Origin of the sequence: Pseudomonas subflava (assembly GCF_023823685.1) — a bacterium.
GTDB lineage: Bacteria > Pseudomonadota > Gammaproteobacteria > Pseudomonadales > Pseudomonadaceae > Aquipseudomonas > Aquipseudomonas subflava.
In genome coordinates, this window is the sequence record NZ_JAMXBF010000013.1 from 80,593 (window position 1) to 94,375 (window position 13,783).

Consider the following 13,783-nt stretch of genomic DNA (forward strand, 5'->3'; position numbering starts at 1 on the left):
TTCATTTGCTTTCCTTATTCACCGAGTTCATCAGGAATTTGCCGATCAGATCCTCCAGCACCAGCGAAGACTGGGTGTCATGGATGGTGTTGCCATCCTTGAGCAGGTCTTCTTCGCCGCCCACGCTGATGCCGATGTACTTCTCGCCCAGCAGGCCGGCGGTGAGGATCGAGGCCGTGGAGTCGGCCGGCAGGTTGTCCACCCGCTTCTCGACCTCCATGGTCACGCGGCCGGTGTAGCTGTCGCGGTCCAGGTCGATGGCAGTGACCTTGCCGATGGTCACGCCGGCCATGGTGACCTTGGCCCTTACGGTAAGACCGGCGATATTGTCGAAGTTCGCATAAAGCCGGTAGGTGTCACTCGAGCTGGCGGCCGACAAACCGCTGACCCGCAGGGCGAGCAGCAGCAGCGCCAGCAATCCGGCCAGCAGGAACAGGCCGACGCCGATTTCCAGGGAGCGGCTTTGCATCAGAGATCTCCAAACATCAGGGCGGTCAGAATAAAGTCGAGGCCGAGCACGGCCAGGGAGCCATAGACCACGGTCTTGGTGGTCGCGCGGCTGATCCCTTCCGAGGTCGGCTCGCAGTCATAGCCCTGGAACACGGCGATCCAGGTCACTACGAAGGCGAACACCATGCTCTTGACCACGCCGTTGAGCACGTCCTCGGTGAATTGCACGCTGTTCTGCATGTTCGACCAGAACGAGCCTTCGTAGACGCCCAGCCAGTCGACGGCGACCATCGCGCCGCCCCAGATACCGACCACGCTGAAGATGGCGGCCAGCAGGGGCATGGAGATGAAGCCGGCCCACAGGCGCGGGGCGATGATGTATTTGAGCGGGTCGACGCCGATCATTTCCAGGCTGGACAGCTGCTCGGTCGACTTCATGTTGCCGATTTCGGCGGTCAGCGCCGAGCCTGCGCGGCCGGCGAACAGCAGGCCGGTCACCACCGGGCCGAGCTCGCGCAGCAGGGTCAGGGCGACCATCTGCCCCACCGCCTGCTCCGAACCATAGCTGGTAAGGATGTTGTAACCCTGCAGGGCCAGCACCATGCCGATGAACAGCCCGGCGACCACGATGATCGGCAGCGACAGCACGCCCACCGAGTACAGCTGGCGAATCAGCAGCTGGCTGCCGTTACGCAGGCCGCTGCGCCCGAACAGCGAGCTGAGCAGGAAGAGGGTCGAGCGCCCCATGGCCTGAACCACGTCGATACCGGCGCGACCGAGCAGGCGCACGCGCTCCACGAGGGATTTCCTACGCATCAGCGCACTCCCAGCAAATCGTCGAGATAATCCGGCGCCGGATAGTGGAAGGGCACCGGACCGTCCGGAATGCCCTTCATGAACTGCTGGATGCGCGGATTATCGGAATTCTTCAGCTCGGCCGGCGTGCCCTGCCCCAGTACCTGGCCATCACCCACCACATAGATGTAGTCGGCGATGCTGGCGGTTTCCGCCAGATCGTGGGAGACCACGATACTGGTCAGGCCGAGCGCGTCATTGAGCAGGCGGATCAGGCGGACCAGCACACCCATGGCGATGGGGTCCTGGCCGACGAACGGCTCGTCGTACATGAGGATCTGCGGATCGAGCGCGATGGCACGCGCCAGCGCCACGCGACGCTTCATGCCCCCGGACAGCTCGTCCGGCATCAGCTCGACGGCGCCCCGCAGGCCCACGGCCTGCAGCTTCATCAGCACGATGTCGCGGATCATCTCGTCGGAGAGCTTGGTGTGCACCCGCAGCGGGAAGGCGACGTTCTCGAACACGTCGAGATCGGTGAACAGCGCACCGCTCTGGAACAGCACGCCGAATTGCTTGCGCATGTCGAACAGCTCGGCACGCGACAGGCTCGGCAGATTCTGCCCGTTGACCCATACCTCGCCGCCTTGCGGCCTGAGCTGGGCGGCGATCAGCCGCAGCAGGGTGGTCTTGCCGCAGCCGGACGGCCCCATGATGCCGGTGACCTTGCCGCGCGGAATGCGGATGTCGACATTCTCGAAGATAGTGCGCACACCCCGCTTGAAGGTCAGGCCCTTCAATTCGACGGCGTAGGCATTTTCGGCGCTCATCTCAACTCCTTGTTACACGACCTTCCTGGTCAGACGCCGAATCCCGCAGCGGGGATACCTGGCGCCCGCGGTCAGGCCGAACAGGGCGCGAAATATAGCACCGGCGGGCATTGGCGCCCAAGCCGCTGCAACCTTTTCATAACAATTGGTCCAAAAAGTCACGCAGCGGGAGCGACGCAGGTGAGCCCGGATGCCATTCCAGTTATACTCGCTCCCTTTTTCCGCCCACGACATTTTCATGAGCCAGACCAGCGACCTGATCCAGTCCGCCCAGCGCACCATCCGCCTCGAAGCCGCCGCCGTGAGCGACCTGCTCGGCCGCATCGACGCCGATTTCGTCCGCGCCTGCGAGATGATCCTGACCTGCAAAGGCCGCGTGGTCGTGGTAGGCATGGGCAAGTCCGGTCATATCGGCAACAAGATCGCCGCCACGCTGGCCAGCACCGGCACCCCGGCCTTCTTCGTCCATCCGGCCGAGGCCAGTCACGGCGACATGGGCATGATCACCAAGGACGACGTGGTGCTGGCCCTGTCCAATTCGGGCTCCACCGCCGAGATCGTCACCCTCCTACCGCTGATCAAGCGCCTGGGCATCCAGATGATCAGCATGACCGGCAACCCCGAGTCGCCGCTGGCCAAGGCTGCCGAGGTCAATCTGGACGCCCGCGTCGCCCAGGAAGCCTGCCCGCTGAACCTGGCCCCGACCTCCTCCACCACCGCATCCCTGGTACTCGGCGACGCCCTGGCCATCGCCCTGCTGGAAGCCCGCGGCTTCACCGCCGAAGACTTCGCCTTCTCTCACCCAGGCGGCGCCCTGGGTCGCCGCCTGCTGCTCAAGGTGGAGAATGTGATGCACGAAGGCCCGCGCCTGCCGCTGGTGCAGCGCGGCACCTCGTTGCGCGAGGCGCTGCTGGAGATGACTCGCAAGGGCCTGGGCATGACGGTGATCGTCGAGGCCGACGGCACGCTGGCCGGCATCTTCACCGACGGCGACCTGCGCCGCACCCTGGACAAGGGCATCGATGTGCGCGACGCCAGCATCGATCAGGTGATGACCCTGCACGGCAAGACCGCCCGCGCCGAGATGCTCGCCGCCGAGGCCCTGAAGATCATGGAAGACCACAAGATCAACGCGCTGGTGGTGGTGGATGACGAGGACCGCCCGGTTGGCGCCCTCAACATGCACGACCTGCTGCGCGCCGGAGTGATGTAAATGTCTGCCGACCTGCTGCAACGCGCCAAGGACGTGAAACTGGCCATCTTCGACGTCGATGGCGTGCTGACCGACGGCAAGCTGTACTTCCTCGTCGACGGCAGTGAATTCAAGACCTTCAATACCCTGGACGGCCACGGCATCAAGATGCTGATCAATTCCGGGGTGCGCACCGCCATCATCAGCGGCCGCAAGACTCCGGTGGTCGAGCGCCGCGCGCAGAATCTCGGCATCCAGCACCTGTACCAGGGCCGCGAGGACAAGCTGGTCGTGCTCGACGAACTGCTCGGCGAGCTGGGCCTGAGCTACGATCAAGTGGCCTACCTGGGCGACGACCTGCCCGATCTGCCGGTCATCCGCCGTGTCGGCCTCGGCATGGCCGTGGCCAGCGCCGACGGCTTCGTCCGTCAGCACGCCCACGGCGTGACCCAGGCCCGTGGCGGCGAGGGCGCCGCGCGCGAATTCTGCGAATTGATAATGCGCGCCCAGGGCACTCTGGAAGCCGCCCAGGCCGCTTACCTCTAGGATTGAGTCCATGAACGGCAAACTGCGCAATTACCTGATAGGCCTGCTGGCGGTCGCCCTGGTCGGTGCGCTCGGCTACTGGAACGTCCGCCCCGAGAGTTTCATGGAGCGCCGCGCCGCCGCCGAGGCCGCCAATGCCATCGACTTCTACGTGGTCGGCGCCAGTACCCAGCAGTTCCAGGAAGACGGCAAGCTGCGCTACGAGATGACCGCCAGCAAGCTGGAGCACCTCAAGGCCAGCGACGTGACCCTGGTGGACAAGCCGGACCTGCACCTCTACCGCGGCACCCAATACCCCTGGCACGTGCGTAGCGACAAGGGCGAAGTCGGCCCGGAGGGCAAGCAGGTCGAGCTGATTGACAACGTGCGCATCGCCCGCACCGATGCCAAGAACCGCCCGACCGTGATCACCAGCAGCCGGGTCACCGTATTCCCCGACGAGGAATATGCGCAGACCCAGCAAGCCGTTAGAATCGAGGCCGCCAACGGGGTGACCACGGCACAGGGAATGAAAGCGTACATGAACGACGGCAGGATCAACCTGCTGTCCAACGTAAGAGGCCAGCATGAGGTTCGTTAAAACCTTCCCCCTACTGCTCAGCCTGGGCGCCGCGCTCGGAAGCGCCTGCGCCTGGGCGCTGCCCAGCGACCGCGACCAGCCGATCCGCGTTCAGGCGGACAGCGCGGAACTGGACGACAAGCAAGGCGTGGCCGTGTACCGCGGCGGCGTGGTGATCACCCAGGGCACCCTGAAGATCACCGGTGATACCGTGACCATCACCCAGGACGCCAACGGCGAGATCGAGGTCTTCACCTCGGTGGGCAAACCCGCCTACTACGAGCAAAAGCCTTCCGCCGACAAGGACATCGTCAAGGCCTATGGCCTGACCATCCAATACTACGCGAGCAACGAGCGCATCGTGCTGATCGATCAGGCCAAGGTGATCCAGCAGGGCAACACCTTCGAGGGCGAGAAGATCGTCTACGACACCCAGCGCCAGATCGTGAACGCCGGCCGTGCCACGGGCAGCAACGTTTCGGTGCCGCGACCGCGCATCGACATGATCCTGCAGCCGCGCAAGAAAGACGGGCAAGCGGAGCAGGCGCAGTAATGGCGACTCTCAAAGCCCAGCACCTGGCCAAGGCCTACAAGGGCCGCCAGGTGGTCCGCGACGTCAGCCTGTCCATCGACAGCGGCCAGATCGTCGGCCTGCTCGGTCCCAACGGCGCCGGCAAGACCACCTGTTTCTACATGATCGTCGGCCTGGTCCAGGCCGATCAGGGCCGCGTGCTGATCGACAGTCAGGACATCAGCCATCAGCCGATGCACGGCCGCGCCCGCTCCGGTATCGGCTATCTGCCGCAGGAGGCCTCGATCTTCCGCAAGCTGACCGTGGCCGACAACATCATGGCTATCCTCGAGACCCGCAAGGACCTCGATCGCGCCGGCCGCGAGAAGGCGCTGGAAGCCCTGCTGCAGGAATTCCACATCAGCCACATCCGCGACAGCCTGGGCATGAGCCTGTCCGGCGGCGAGCGGCGCCGCGCCGAGATCGCCCGCGCCCTGGCCACCGAGCCCAAGTTCATCTTGCTCGACGAACCCTTCGCCGGCGTGGACCCGATCTCGGTCGGCGACATCAAGCAGATCATCCATCACCTCAAGGCGAAGGGCATAGGCGTGCTGATCACCGATCACAACGTCCGTGAGACCCTGGATATCTGCGAGACCGCCTATATCGTCAACGACGGCCAGCTGATCGCCGAAGGCGACGCCGACACCATCCTGGCCAACCAGCTGGTCAAGGAAGTCTATCTGGGACACGAGTTCCGCCTGTGAGCCGAGCCCCATGCGGGGCTTGCGCAAAAGACTGGAATCCTTCAAGGTCAGGCATATAATTTGCTTCCTAGGGCGGCCTTCCGCTCTGCAGTGGATGGCGCCGCGCGCCGGCAAGTGAACAAGGTACCCAGCCCCGCACCATGAAACCGTCGCTAGTCCTCAAGATGGGCCAGCAGCTGACGATGACTCCGCAGCTGCAACAGGCCATCCGCCTCCTCCAGCTCTCCACCCTGGACCTGCAGCAGGAAATCCAGGAAGCGCTGGAATCCAATCCCATGCTGGAGCGCCAGGAGGAAGGCGAAGACTTCGACAACTCCGACCCGATGGCGGACGCCGCCGAGCAAAATGGGCAGCCCCAGCAGGACAGCAGCAGCTTCCAGGACAGCACCGTCGCGGTGAACAACAGCGAGGGCGCCGAGGACGGCGAATGGCACGACCGCATCCCCAGCGAGCTGCCGGTCGACACGGCCTGGGAAGACGTCTACCAGACCAGCGCCAGCAGCCTGCCCTCCAGCGACGATGACGAGTGGGACTTCACCACCCGGACCTCGGCTGGCGAGAGCCTGCAGAGCCACCTGCTGTGGCAGCTCAACCTGGTGCCCATGTCCGACAAGGACAAGCTGATCGGCGTCACCATCATCGACTGCATCAACAACCAGGGCTACCTCGAAGAAAGCATCGACGAGATCGTCGAGTCCTTCGATCCCGAACTGGAGGTCGAAGCCGACGAAGTCGAGGCCGTGCTGCACCGCATCCAGCACTTCGAACCGGCGGGCATCGGCGCCCGCGACCTGCGCGAGTGCCTCCTCCTGCAACTGCGCCAGCTGCCGAACGGCACGCCGTGGCTGGCCGAGGCCCAGCGCCTGGCGGGCGATCACCTCGACCTGCTCGGCGGCCGCGACTACAGCCAGCTGATGCGCCGCATGAAGCTCAAGGAAGACGAGCTGCGCCAGGTCATCGAACTGATCCAGAGCCTCAACCCGCGCCCGGGCTCGCAGATCGAGGCCAGCGAGCCGGAATACGTGGTGCCGGACGTGATCGTGCGCAAGCACAATGATCGCTGGCTGGTCGAGCTGAACCAGGAAGCGGTGCCGCGCCTGCGGGTCAACCCGCAGTACGCCGGCTTCGTCCGCCGCGCCGACTCCAGCGCCGACAACACCTTCATGCGCAATCAGCTGCAGGAGGCGCGCTGGTTCATCAAGAGCCTGCAGAGCCGCAACGAGACGCTGATGAAGGTGGCGACGCAGATCGTCGAGCACCAGCGCGGCTTCCTCGACTATGGCGACGAGGCGATGAAGCCGCTGGTTCTGCACGATATCGCCGAGGCGGTGGGCATGCACGAGTCGACCATCTCCCGCGTCACCACGCAGAAGTTCATGCACACCCCGCGTGGCATCTACGAGCTGAAATACTTCTTCTCCAGCCACGTCAGCACTGCCGAAGGGGGCGAATGCTCGTCCACCGCGATCCGCGCCATCATCAAGAAACTGGTGGCCGCGGAAAACGCGAAAAAGCCGTTGAGCGACAGCAAGATCGCTGGTTTACTGGAGGCACAGGGCATTCAGGTAGCCCGCCGCACTGTCGCCAAGTACCGCGAATCCCTCGGCATAGCGCCGTCCAGCGAACGCAAGCGATTGATGTAAGCGGCCCTGAGCGGAAGGCTTCTGCACCACCGTATCGAGCGCCAGATACCCTGCCGGGGAAGCGAAAAGGCCCGCAGTGCACCAGCCCTCCAGCCAACGTGTTACGGCGGCAGGCCCGATAGCCTGTCTCTTACACAAGGCAACAAGGAGATGCGTTATGCAAGTCAACATCAGTGGACATCAACTGGATGTGACCGACGCCCTGCGCGACTATGTCGGCGAGAAGCTCAGCCGACTGGAGCGCCATTTCGACAAGATCACCAACGTGCAGGTCATCATGGAGGTCGAGAAGCTCAAGCAGAAGATCGAAGCCACCCTGCACGTGGCCGGCCGCGAAGTGGTGGCCAACGCCGAACATGAAGACATGTATGCCGCCATCGACCTCTTGGCCGACAAACTCGACCGTCAACTGATCAAGCACAAGGAAAAGCAGCTGGACCGCCTGCAAGGCACCACGGCTCGCTGAAAACCTCCAGAATGATTCGACTCGAAACCATCCTGACTCCCGCACGTTCCCTGGTGAACGTGCCGGGAGGCAGCAAGAAGCGCGTACTCGAACAGATCGCCAACCTGGTCGCCCGCGACCTTCCCGACCTGGACACCCAGGACATCTTCGAAAACCTGATCGCCCGCGAGAAGCTCGGCTCCACCGGCTTCGGCAACGGCATCGCCATTCCCCACTGCCGTCTGCCGGGCTGCCAGGCGCCGATCAGCGCCGTGCTGCACCTGGACGCAGCGGTGGACTTCGACGCCATCGACGGCGCCCCGGTGGACCTGCTGTTCGTCCTGCTGGTCCCCGAGGCCGCCACCGACGAGCACCTGGAGCTGCTGCGCCAGATCGCCAGCATGCTCGACCGCAGCGAGGTGCGTGAACGCCTGCGCCAGGCCCAGAGCAGCGAGAGCCTCTACCAGGTCGTGGTCGACGTCCAGAGCGGCCACTGAGCACGGGGGCGCCATGCGTCTGATCATCGTCAGCGGTCGTTCCGGCTCGGGCAAGAGCACTGCCCTCGACGTTCTGGAAGACAACGGCTTCTACTGCATCGACAACCTGCCCGCCGGCCTCCTGCCCGATCTGGCCGAGCGTGCGTTGCTGCAGACCGAGCTGTTGCACCCGCAGGTCGCCGTGTCGGTGGATGCGCGCAACCTGCCCAGCCAGCTCAAGCGCTTTCCCGAACTGCTTGACGAAGTGCGCGCCCGCCATATCCAGTGCGACGTGCTCTATCTCGATGCCGACGAGGACACACTGCTCAAGCGCTTTTCCGAGACCCGGCGGCGCCACCCGCTGACCAACGAGAGCCGCGCGCTGGCCGAAGCCATCCATGACGAAGCGGCACTGCTCGCGCCCATTACCGATCTCGCCGATCTGAAGATCGACACCACGCACCTCAACCTCTACCAGCTGCGTGACACCATCAAGCTGCGCCTGCTCAACAAGCCGGAACCGGGCACCGCCTTCCTGATCGAATCGTTCGGCTTCAAGCGCGGCATGCCGGTGGACGCCGACCTGGTGTTCGACGTGCGCTGCCTGCCCAACCCGTACTGGAAGCCCGACCTGCGCGACATGTCGGGCCTTGAGGCGCCAGTGGCCGAGTACCTTGCCGCGCAGCCCGATGTCGAGGAGATGTACCAAGACATCCTGGCCTACCTGAACAAGTGGCTGCCGCGCTTCGCCGCCAGCAACCGTTCCTATGTGACCATCGCCATCGGCTGCACCGGCGGCCATCATCGCTCGGTGTACCTGGCCAACCGTCTGGGCGAAGCGCTGAAACCCATATTGAAGAACGTCCAGGTTCGCCACCGCGACCTCGGCTAAGGACTGCGATGCCCACCCGCGAGATCACCATCATCAACAAGCTCGGCCTGCACGCCCGGGCCGCCGCCAAGTTCGTCGGCGTGGCCAGCGGCTTCCCCTGCCAGGTCCGCGTCGGCCGCTCGCCGGAGAGCCAGGTGGACGGCAAGAGCATCATGGCGGTGATGATGCTGGCCGCCGGCAAGGGCACCGCGCTGCATCTGTCCAGCGAGGGCGAACGCGCCGAGGAGGCGCTGGACGCCCTGGTCGCACTGATCGACAACAAGTTCGACGAAGGCGAGTGAACACCCGCGCATGAAAAAGGGGCCTTCGGGCCCCTTTCTCGTTTGCGCCGTGATCAGCTGCCAGCCACCGTCATCCGCTCGATGAGCACCGAGCCGGTGCGGATGTTGCCGCGCAGCTCTAGGTCGCTGCCCACCGCAACGATCTGGCGGAACATGTCGCGCAGATTGCCGGCGATGGTGACTTCCTGCACCGGGAACTGGATCTCGCCGTTCTCCACCCAGAAGCCGGCGGCGCCGCGCGAGTAGTCGCCGGTCACCAGGTTGAGGCCCTGCCCCATCAGCTCGGTCACCAGCAGCCCGCGCCCCATGCGCCGCAGCAGCGCCTGCTGATCCTCGTCACCATGGCTGACGAACAGGTTGTGCACGCCGCCCGAGTTGGCCGTGCTGGGCAGGCCCAGCTTGCGTCCGGAATAGGTGCCGAGGATGTAGGAAACCAGCTCGCCGCCATCGACGAACGGCTTGGCGTAGGTCGCCAAGCCGTCGCCATCGAAGGTGGCGCTGCCCATGGCGCGCGGGATGTGTGGGCGCTCATCGAGGCTCAGCCACTCAGGGAACAGGCGCTGGCCGAGCGCACCCTCGAGGAAGGAGGAGTGGCGGTAGAGGTTGCCACCGGAGATGGCGGCGAGGAAATGGCCGAACAGCCCGGTGGCCAATTCCGGCGCGAACAGCACCGGCACCTCGCAAGTCGGCACCGGGCGGGCGCCGAGGCGGGCCACGCTGCGCTCGGCGGCCAGGCGGCCGATCCGCGCCGGGTCGGCCAGCAGCTCCCCCTGGCGGCTGACGTCGTACCAATAGTCGCGCTGCATCTGCCCCTCGCCCTCGGCGATCATCACGCAGCTCAGGCTGTGGCGGGTGCTGGCGTAGCCGCCGATGAAACCGTGGCTGTTGCCGTAGACCCGGCAGCCCTGGTGGGTGCTCAGGCTGGTACCGTCGGCATTGCTGATGCGCGTGTCGGTGGCGAAGGCCGCCGCCTCGCAGGCCAGGGCCCGCTCCACGGCCTGCTCGGGGCTGATCGCCCAGGGGTGGAACAGGTCCATGTCCGGCATGTCACGCGCCATCAGCGCGGCGTCGGCCAGGCCGGCACAGTCGTCCTCGGAGGCGTGCTTGGCGATGGCCAGGGCCGCCGCCACCGTCTCGCGGATGGCTTCGTCGCCACTGGCGGAGGTGCTGGCCGAGCCCTTGCGCTGGCCCACGTACAAGGTGATGCCGAAGCCCTGGTCGCGGTTGAATTCCACCGTCTCGACCTCGCCCTGGCGCACCGTGGTGGACAGCCCCTGCTCCATCGACACCGCCACCTCGCAGGCGCTGGCGCCCTGACGACGCGCCTCGGCGATGATCTGCTCGACCTGCGTCTGCAGATCCGGCAGGGCCTGCGGGCCCACTGCTTGTGCTGAACTCATGCTGCACTCCAACTACGGGCGGCCGGTCTGCTGCGGACAGGCCCTCCCTGACTGGTTATCATGGCGGCGTTTCCATCCGGACCGCCCCCATGGCTGATTCTTACGACGAAGACTTCTCCGGCGAGAAGAGCAAGACCCAGATCAAGCGCGAGCTGCACGCCCTGCAGGATCTCGGTGCCCGCCTGACCACGCTCAAGCCCGAGCTGATCGCCAAGCTGCCGCTCAGCGACAACCTGCGCAAGGCCCTGGCCGAAGCCCCGAAGCACACCGCCAATGCCGCCAAGAAGCGGCATATCCAGTTCATCGGCAAGCTCATGCGCGACCAGGACATCGAGGCGATCACCGCCCTGATCGACCAGGTCGACAGCTCCACCCGCGAATACAACGAGCGCTTCCACGCCCTCGAGCGCTGGCGCGACCGCCTGATCGCCGGTGACGACGACACCCTGGAAAGCTTCGTCGTCGACTACCCCGAAACCGACCGCCAGCATCTGCGCAGCCTGATCCGTCATGCCCAGCACGAGGCGGCGCGAAACAAACCGCCAGCCGCTGCGCGCAAGGTCTTCAAGTACATCCGCGACCTGGACGAGGTCCAGCGCGGCCTGCGTTAACCTTTCCCGCTCCCGGAGCGAATCCGGGCGCCCTCTCGTCCGGCCTCAGGCGCCGGTGCCGCCCACGGTGATGGCGTCGATCTTCAGGGTCGGCTGACCGACGCCCACCGGCACCGACTGGCCGTCCTTGCCGCAGGTGCCCACGCCGCTGTCCAGCGCCAGGTCGTTGCCGACCATGGATACCTTGCTCATCGCCTCCGGACCGTTGCCGATCAGCGTGGCGCCCTTGACCGGCGCGGTGATCCTGCCGTCTTCGATCAGATAGGCCTCGCTGGTGGAGAACACGAACTTGCCGCTGGTGATGTCGACCTGGCCGCCGCCGAGGTTGGCGCAGTAGATGCCCTTCTTCACCGAACGGATGATTTCTTCCGGGTCGCTCTCGCCCGCCAGCATGTAGGTGTTGGTCATGCGCGGCATCGGCAGGTGCGAGTACGACTCGCGGCGGCCGTTGCCGGTCGGCGCCACGCCCATCAGGCGCGCGTTGAGCTTGTCCTGCATATAGCCCTTGAGCACGCCGTTCTCGATCAGCGTGGTGCACTGGGTCGGCGTTCCCTCGTCGTCCAGGCTCAGCGAGCCGCGGCGCCCGGCCAGGGTGCCGTCGTCGACGATGGTGCACAGGCTCGAGGCCACCTGCTGGCCGATGCGCCCGCTGTAGGCGGAACTGCCCTTGCGGTTGAAGTCGCCTTCCAGGCCGTGGCCGACCGCCTCGTGCAGCAGCACGCCGGACCAGCCGGCGCCCATCACCACCGGCAGGGTGCCGGCCGGCGCGGGCATGGCCTCGAGGTTGACCAGAGCCTGGCGCAGCGCCTCGCGGGCGTAACCCATGGCGCGTTCCTCACCGTTGCCGTCACGCTCGAGGAAATAGCGGTAGTCGGTGCGCCCGCCGCCACCGTGGCCGCCGCGCTCGCGGCGGCCGTTGTGCTCGACGATCACGCCGACGTTGAAGCGCACCAGCGGGCGGATATCGGCGCCCAGGCTGCCATCGCTGGCGGCCACCAGCACCTGGTCCCAGACGCCGGCCAGGCTCACCGTGACCTGCTTGATGCGCGGGTCCAGCGCACGGGTGGCGCGGTCGATGCGCTTGAGCAGCTCGACCTTCTCGGCACGCTCCAGCACCTCCAGCGGGTTGTCCTGAGCGTAGAGCGCGGTCACCACCGGGCTGGCGAAGGCCTGCACCTTGCCCTGCTGGCCGGCGCGGGCGATCGAGCGAGCCGCGCGGGCGGCCTGGCCGAGCGCCTCGGCATGGATGGCGTTGCTGTAGGCGAAGCCGGTCTTCTCGCCGGACTGGGCACGCACGCCCACGCCCTGGTCGAGGTTGAAGCTGCCTTCCTTGACGATGCCGTCTTCCAGCACCCAGGACTCGGAGACCTGGCTCTGGAAATACAGGTCGGCGGCATCGATGCCGGGGCCGACCAATTCGCCGAGGATCGCCGGCAGCTGCTCGATGGTCAGGTTGCCGGGGCTCAGCAGGTGGCCGCCGACGCGGCCGAGGATATCGTTCATGACTGCTCCGTAAGCGCCGGATTGGGATGCTCCGGCGCGATGAATCGTCTGTGGCGGGCCACCGGCATGCGCTGGCGGATCGCCTCTTGCTCGGCGGCGTCGCGGCTGGCCAGCAGCACCGCCTCGCCAGCGGGCCGCTCGGCGAGCACCCGGCCCCAGGGGTCGATGATCGCCGAGTGGCCGAAGGTCTCGCGACCACCCGGATGGCTGCCGCCCTGCCCCGCCGCCAGCACGTAGCACTGGGTTTCGATGGCGCGGGCGCGGGTCAGCACCTGCCAGTGGGCCGCGCCGGTGACGGCGGTGAAGGCCGCCGGGGCACTGATCAGTTCGGCACCGGCCTCGCGCAGCCGGCTGTAGAGTTCGGCAAAGCGCAGGTCGTAGCACACCGTCAGGCCGAGTCGGCCGACCGGTGTGTCGGCCACCACCACGCGCTCGCCGAAGGCGAAGTCGTCCGACTCACGGTAGCGCCCGCGGGCATCGGCCACGTCGACGTCAAACAGGTGCAGCTTGTCGTAGCGCGCGGCGACCTGTCCCTGACTGTCGATCAGCAGCGAGCAGGCATGGGCCTTGGCGTCGGGACGCCCGTCCGGTGGCAGCGGAAGGGTACCGGCGACGATCCACAGGCCGAGGTCGCGGGCGGTGCCTTTCAACCAGGGCAGGATCGGTCCGCTGCCCTCGGCCTCGGCGCGGCCAAGGGCCGCTAGGTCGCGGCGGCCCATGGCGGCGAAATTTTCCGGCAGCACGGCGAGGCGCGCGCCGGACTCGGCGGCCTGCTGCAGCAGGCGACGCGCGGCGGCGAGATTGGCCAGGACGTCGTCCTGGCTGACCATCTGGATTACGGCGAGGGACATGCAAGCCTCCTTCCACGCATGCTAGCGCATG

Annotated in this window: 17 protein-coding genes; 11 read left to right on the plus strand and 6 right to left on the minus strand. The window is 66.0% G+C overall.

Annotated elements, in window-relative coordinates:
• Nucleotide 1: 1 nt before the first annotated feature.
• Genes mlaD through NF616_RS17520 form a run of 3 tightly spaced genes read right to left on the minus strand, consistent with a single transcriptional unit; the run spans nt 2 to nt 2,075 of the window.
• A complete protein-coding gene (gene mlaD, locus NF616_RS17510) occupies nt 2–469 on the minus strand; it encodes an outer membrane lipid asymmetry maintenance protein MlaD (RefSeq protein WP_252274677.1) in 468 nt (155 codons plus the stop codon).
• Nucleotides 469–1,266, minus strand: a complete 798-nt coding sequence (gene mlaE / locus NF616_RS17515; RefSeq protein WP_252274679.1) for a lipid asymmetry maintenance ABC transporter permease subunit MlaE — start codon at nt 1,264–1,266, stop codon at nt 469–471. The genes mlaD and mlaE overlap by 1 nt, the downstream gene beginning before the upstream one ends.
• Nucleotides 1,266–2,075, minus strand: a complete 810-nt coding sequence (locus NF616_RS17520) for an ATP-binding cassette domain-containing protein (RefSeq protein ID WP_252274680.1) — start codon at nt 2,073–2,075, stop codon at nt 1,266–1,268. Before NF616_RS17520 ends, mlaE begins: the two co-directional genes overlap by 1 nt.
• A 238-nt stretch (nt 2,076–2,313) precedes the next feature.
• Here NF616_RS17520 and NF616_RS17525 point away from each other — a divergent pair, with 238 nt between their 5' ends.
• The 10 genes from NF616_RS17525 (at nt 2,314) to NF616_RS17570 (ending at nt 9,387) form a co-directional block, all read left to right on the plus strand.
• Nucleotides 2,314–3,288 (plus strand): KpsF/GutQ family sugar-phosphate isomerase, encoded by a 975-nt coding sequence (locus tag NF616_RS17525; protein WP_286675105.1) that lies wholly within the window; start codon nt 2,314–2,316, stop codon nt 3,286–3,288.
• Entirely contained in the window at nt 3,289–3,813 is a 525-nt protein-coding gene (locus tag NF616_RS17530) for a KdsC family phosphatase (RefSeq protein ID WP_252274682.1), read from the plus strand.
• A 10-nt stretch (nt 3,814–3,823) separates the two neighbouring features.
• On the plus strand, nt 3,824–4,393 hold the full coding sequence (lptC, locus tag NF616_RS17535) for an LPS export ABC transporter periplasmic protein LptC (protein ID WP_252274684.1): 570 nt from the start codon (nt 3,824–3,826) through the stop codon (nt 4,391–4,393).
• On the plus strand, nt 4,380–4,925 hold the full coding sequence (lptA, locus tag NF616_RS17540) for a lipopolysaccharide transport periplasmic protein LptA (RefSeq protein WP_252274686.1): 546 nt from the start codon (nt 4,380–4,382) through the stop codon (nt 4,923–4,925). Before lptC ends, lptA begins: the two co-directional genes overlap by 14 nt.
• Nucleotides 4,925–5,650 carry an LPS export ABC transporter ATP-binding protein gene (lptB, locus tag NF616_RS17545; protein ID WP_252274688.1) on the plus strand — a complete coding sequence of 242 codons (726 nt, stop codon included), beginning with the start codon at nt 4,925–4,927 and terminating at the stop codon, nt 5,648–5,650. Before lptA ends, lptB begins: the two co-directional genes overlap by 1 nt.
• A 140-nt stretch (nt 5,651–5,790) precedes the next feature.
• Complete coding sequence (locus tag NF616_RS17550) at nt 5,791–7,293, plus strand: RNA polymerase factor sigma-54 (protein WP_252274690.1); 1,503 nt, start codon at nt 5,791–5,793, stop codon at nt 7,291–7,293.
• Between the two features lie 157 nt (nt 7,294–7,450).
• Entirely contained in the window at nt 7,451–7,759 is a 309-nt protein-coding gene (gene hpf, locus NF616_RS17555; protein ID WP_252274692.1) for a ribosome hibernation-promoting factor, HPF/YfiA family, read from the plus strand.
• An 11-nt stretch (nt 7,760–7,770) separates the two neighbouring features.
• Nucleotides 7,771–8,235: a PTS IIA-like nitrogen regulatory protein PtsN gene (ptsN, locus tag NF616_RS17560; protein WP_252274694.1), complete on the plus strand. Its 465-nt coding sequence runs from the start codon at nt 7,771–7,773 to the stop codon at nt 8,233–8,235.
• Between the two features lie 13 nt (nt 8,236–8,248).
• Nucleotides 8,249–9,106: an RNase adapter RapZ gene (rapZ, locus tag NF616_RS17565; RefSeq protein ID WP_252274696.1), complete on the plus strand. Its 858-nt coding sequence runs from the start codon at nt 8,249–8,251 to the stop codon at nt 9,104–9,106.
• Between the two features lie 8 nt (nt 9,107–9,114).
• Nucleotides 9,115–9,387: an HPr family phosphocarrier protein gene (locus NF616_RS17570; RefSeq protein ID WP_252274698.1), complete on the plus strand. Its 273-nt coding sequence runs from the start codon at nt 9,115–9,117 to the stop codon at nt 9,385–9,387.
• A gap of 53 nt (nt 9,388–9,440) precedes the next feature.
• Here the strand turns inward: NF616_RS17570 and pmbA are convergent, their stop codons facing one another.
• Nucleotides 9,441–10,787, minus strand: a complete 1,347-nt coding sequence (pmbA, locus tag NF616_RS17575) for a metalloprotease PmbA (RefSeq protein WP_252274699.1) — start codon at nt 10,785–10,787, stop codon at nt 9,441–9,443.
• Between the two features lie 89 nt (nt 10,788–10,876).
• Between pmbA and yjgA the strand changes: the two genes are divergently transcribed.
• The gene (yjgA, locus tag NF616_RS17580) at nt 10,877–11,398 is read left to right on the plus strand and encodes a ribosome biogenesis factor YjgA (protein WP_252274702.1); all 522 of its coding nucleotides are present in this window, start codon (nt 10,877–10,879) and stop codon (nt 11,396–11,398) included.
• A 45-nt stretch (nt 11,399–11,443) separates the two neighbouring features.
• On the opposite strand, the gene tldD is transcribed toward yjgA, so the two are convergent.
• Both tldD and NF616_RS17590 read right to left on the minus strand, forming a co-directional pair.
• Complete coding sequence (tldD, locus tag NF616_RS17585) at nt 11,444–12,901, minus strand: metalloprotease TldD (RefSeq protein WP_252274705.1); 1,458 nt, start codon at nt 12,899–12,901, stop codon at nt 11,444–11,446.
• A complete protein-coding gene (locus tag NF616_RS17590; protein WP_252274707.1) occupies nt 12,898–13,752 on the minus strand; it encodes a carbon-nitrogen hydrolase family protein in 855 nt (284 codons plus the stop codon). Before NF616_RS17590 ends, tldD begins: the two co-directional genes overlap by 4 nt.
• Nucleotides 13,753–13,783: the final 31 nt, after the last annotated feature.

Coding starts and splice junctions, on each gene's coding strand:
- mlaD (WP_252274677.1), bottom strand. CDS start 469: ATGCAAAGCCGCTCCCTGGAAATCGGCGTCGGCCTGTTCCTGCTGGCC.
- mlaE (WP_252274679.1), bottom strand. CDS start 1,266: ATGCGTAGGAAATCCCTCGTGGAGCGCGTGCGCCTGCTCGGTCGCGCC.
- NF616_RS17520 (WP_252274680.1), bottom strand. CDS start 2,075: ATGAGCGCCGAAAATGCCTACGCCGTCGAATTGAAGGGCCTGACCTTC.
- NF616_RS17525 (WP_286675105.1), top strand. CDS start 2,314: ATGAGCCAGACCAGCGACCTGATCCAGTCCGCCCAGCGCACCATCCGC.
- NF616_RS17530 (WP_252274682.1), top strand. CDS start 3,289: ATGTCTGCCGACCTGCTGCAACGCGCCAAGGACGTGAAACTGGCCATC.
- lptC (WP_252274684.1), top strand. CDS start 3,824: ATGAACGGCAAACTGCGCAATTACCTGATAGGCCTGCTGGCGGTCGCC.
- lptA (WP_252274686.1), top strand. CDS start 4,380: ATGAGGTTCGTTAAAACCTTCCCCCTACTGCTCAGCCTGGGCGCCGCG.
- lptB (WP_252274688.1), top strand. CDS start 4,925: ATGGCGACTCTCAAAGCCCAGCACCTGGCCAAGGCCTACAAGGGCCGC.
- NF616_RS17550 (WP_252274690.1), top strand. CDS start 5,791: ATGAAACCGTCGCTAGTCCTCAAGATGGGCCAGCAGCTGACGATGACT.
- hpf (WP_252274692.1), top strand. CDS start 7,451: ATGCAAGTCAACATCAGTGGACATCAACTGGATGTGACCGACGCCCTG.
- ptsN (WP_252274694.1), top strand. CDS start 7,771: ATGATTCGACTCGAAACCATCCTGACTCCCGCACGTTCCCTGGTGAAC.
- rapZ (WP_252274696.1), top strand. CDS start 8,249: ATGCGTCTGATCATCGTCAGCGGTCGTTCCGGCTCGGGCAAGAGCACT.
- NF616_RS17570 (WP_252274698.1), top strand. CDS start 9,115: ATGCCCACCCGCGAGATCACCATCATCAACAAGCTCGGCCTGCACGCC.
- pmbA (WP_252274699.1), bottom strand. CDS start 10,787: ATGAGTTCAGCACAAGCAGTGGGCCCGCAGGCCCTGCCGGATCTGCAG.
- yjgA (WP_252274702.1), top strand. CDS start 10,877: ATGGCTGATTCTTACGACGAAGACTTCTCCGGCGAGAAGAGCAAGACC.
- tldD (WP_252274705.1), bottom strand. CDS start 12,901: ATGAACGATATCCTCGGCCGCGTCGGCGGCCACCTGCTGAGCCCCGGC.
- NF616_RS17590 (WP_252274707.1), bottom strand. CDS start 13,752: ATGTCCCTCGCCGTAATCCAGATGGTCAGCCAGGACGACGTCCTGGCC.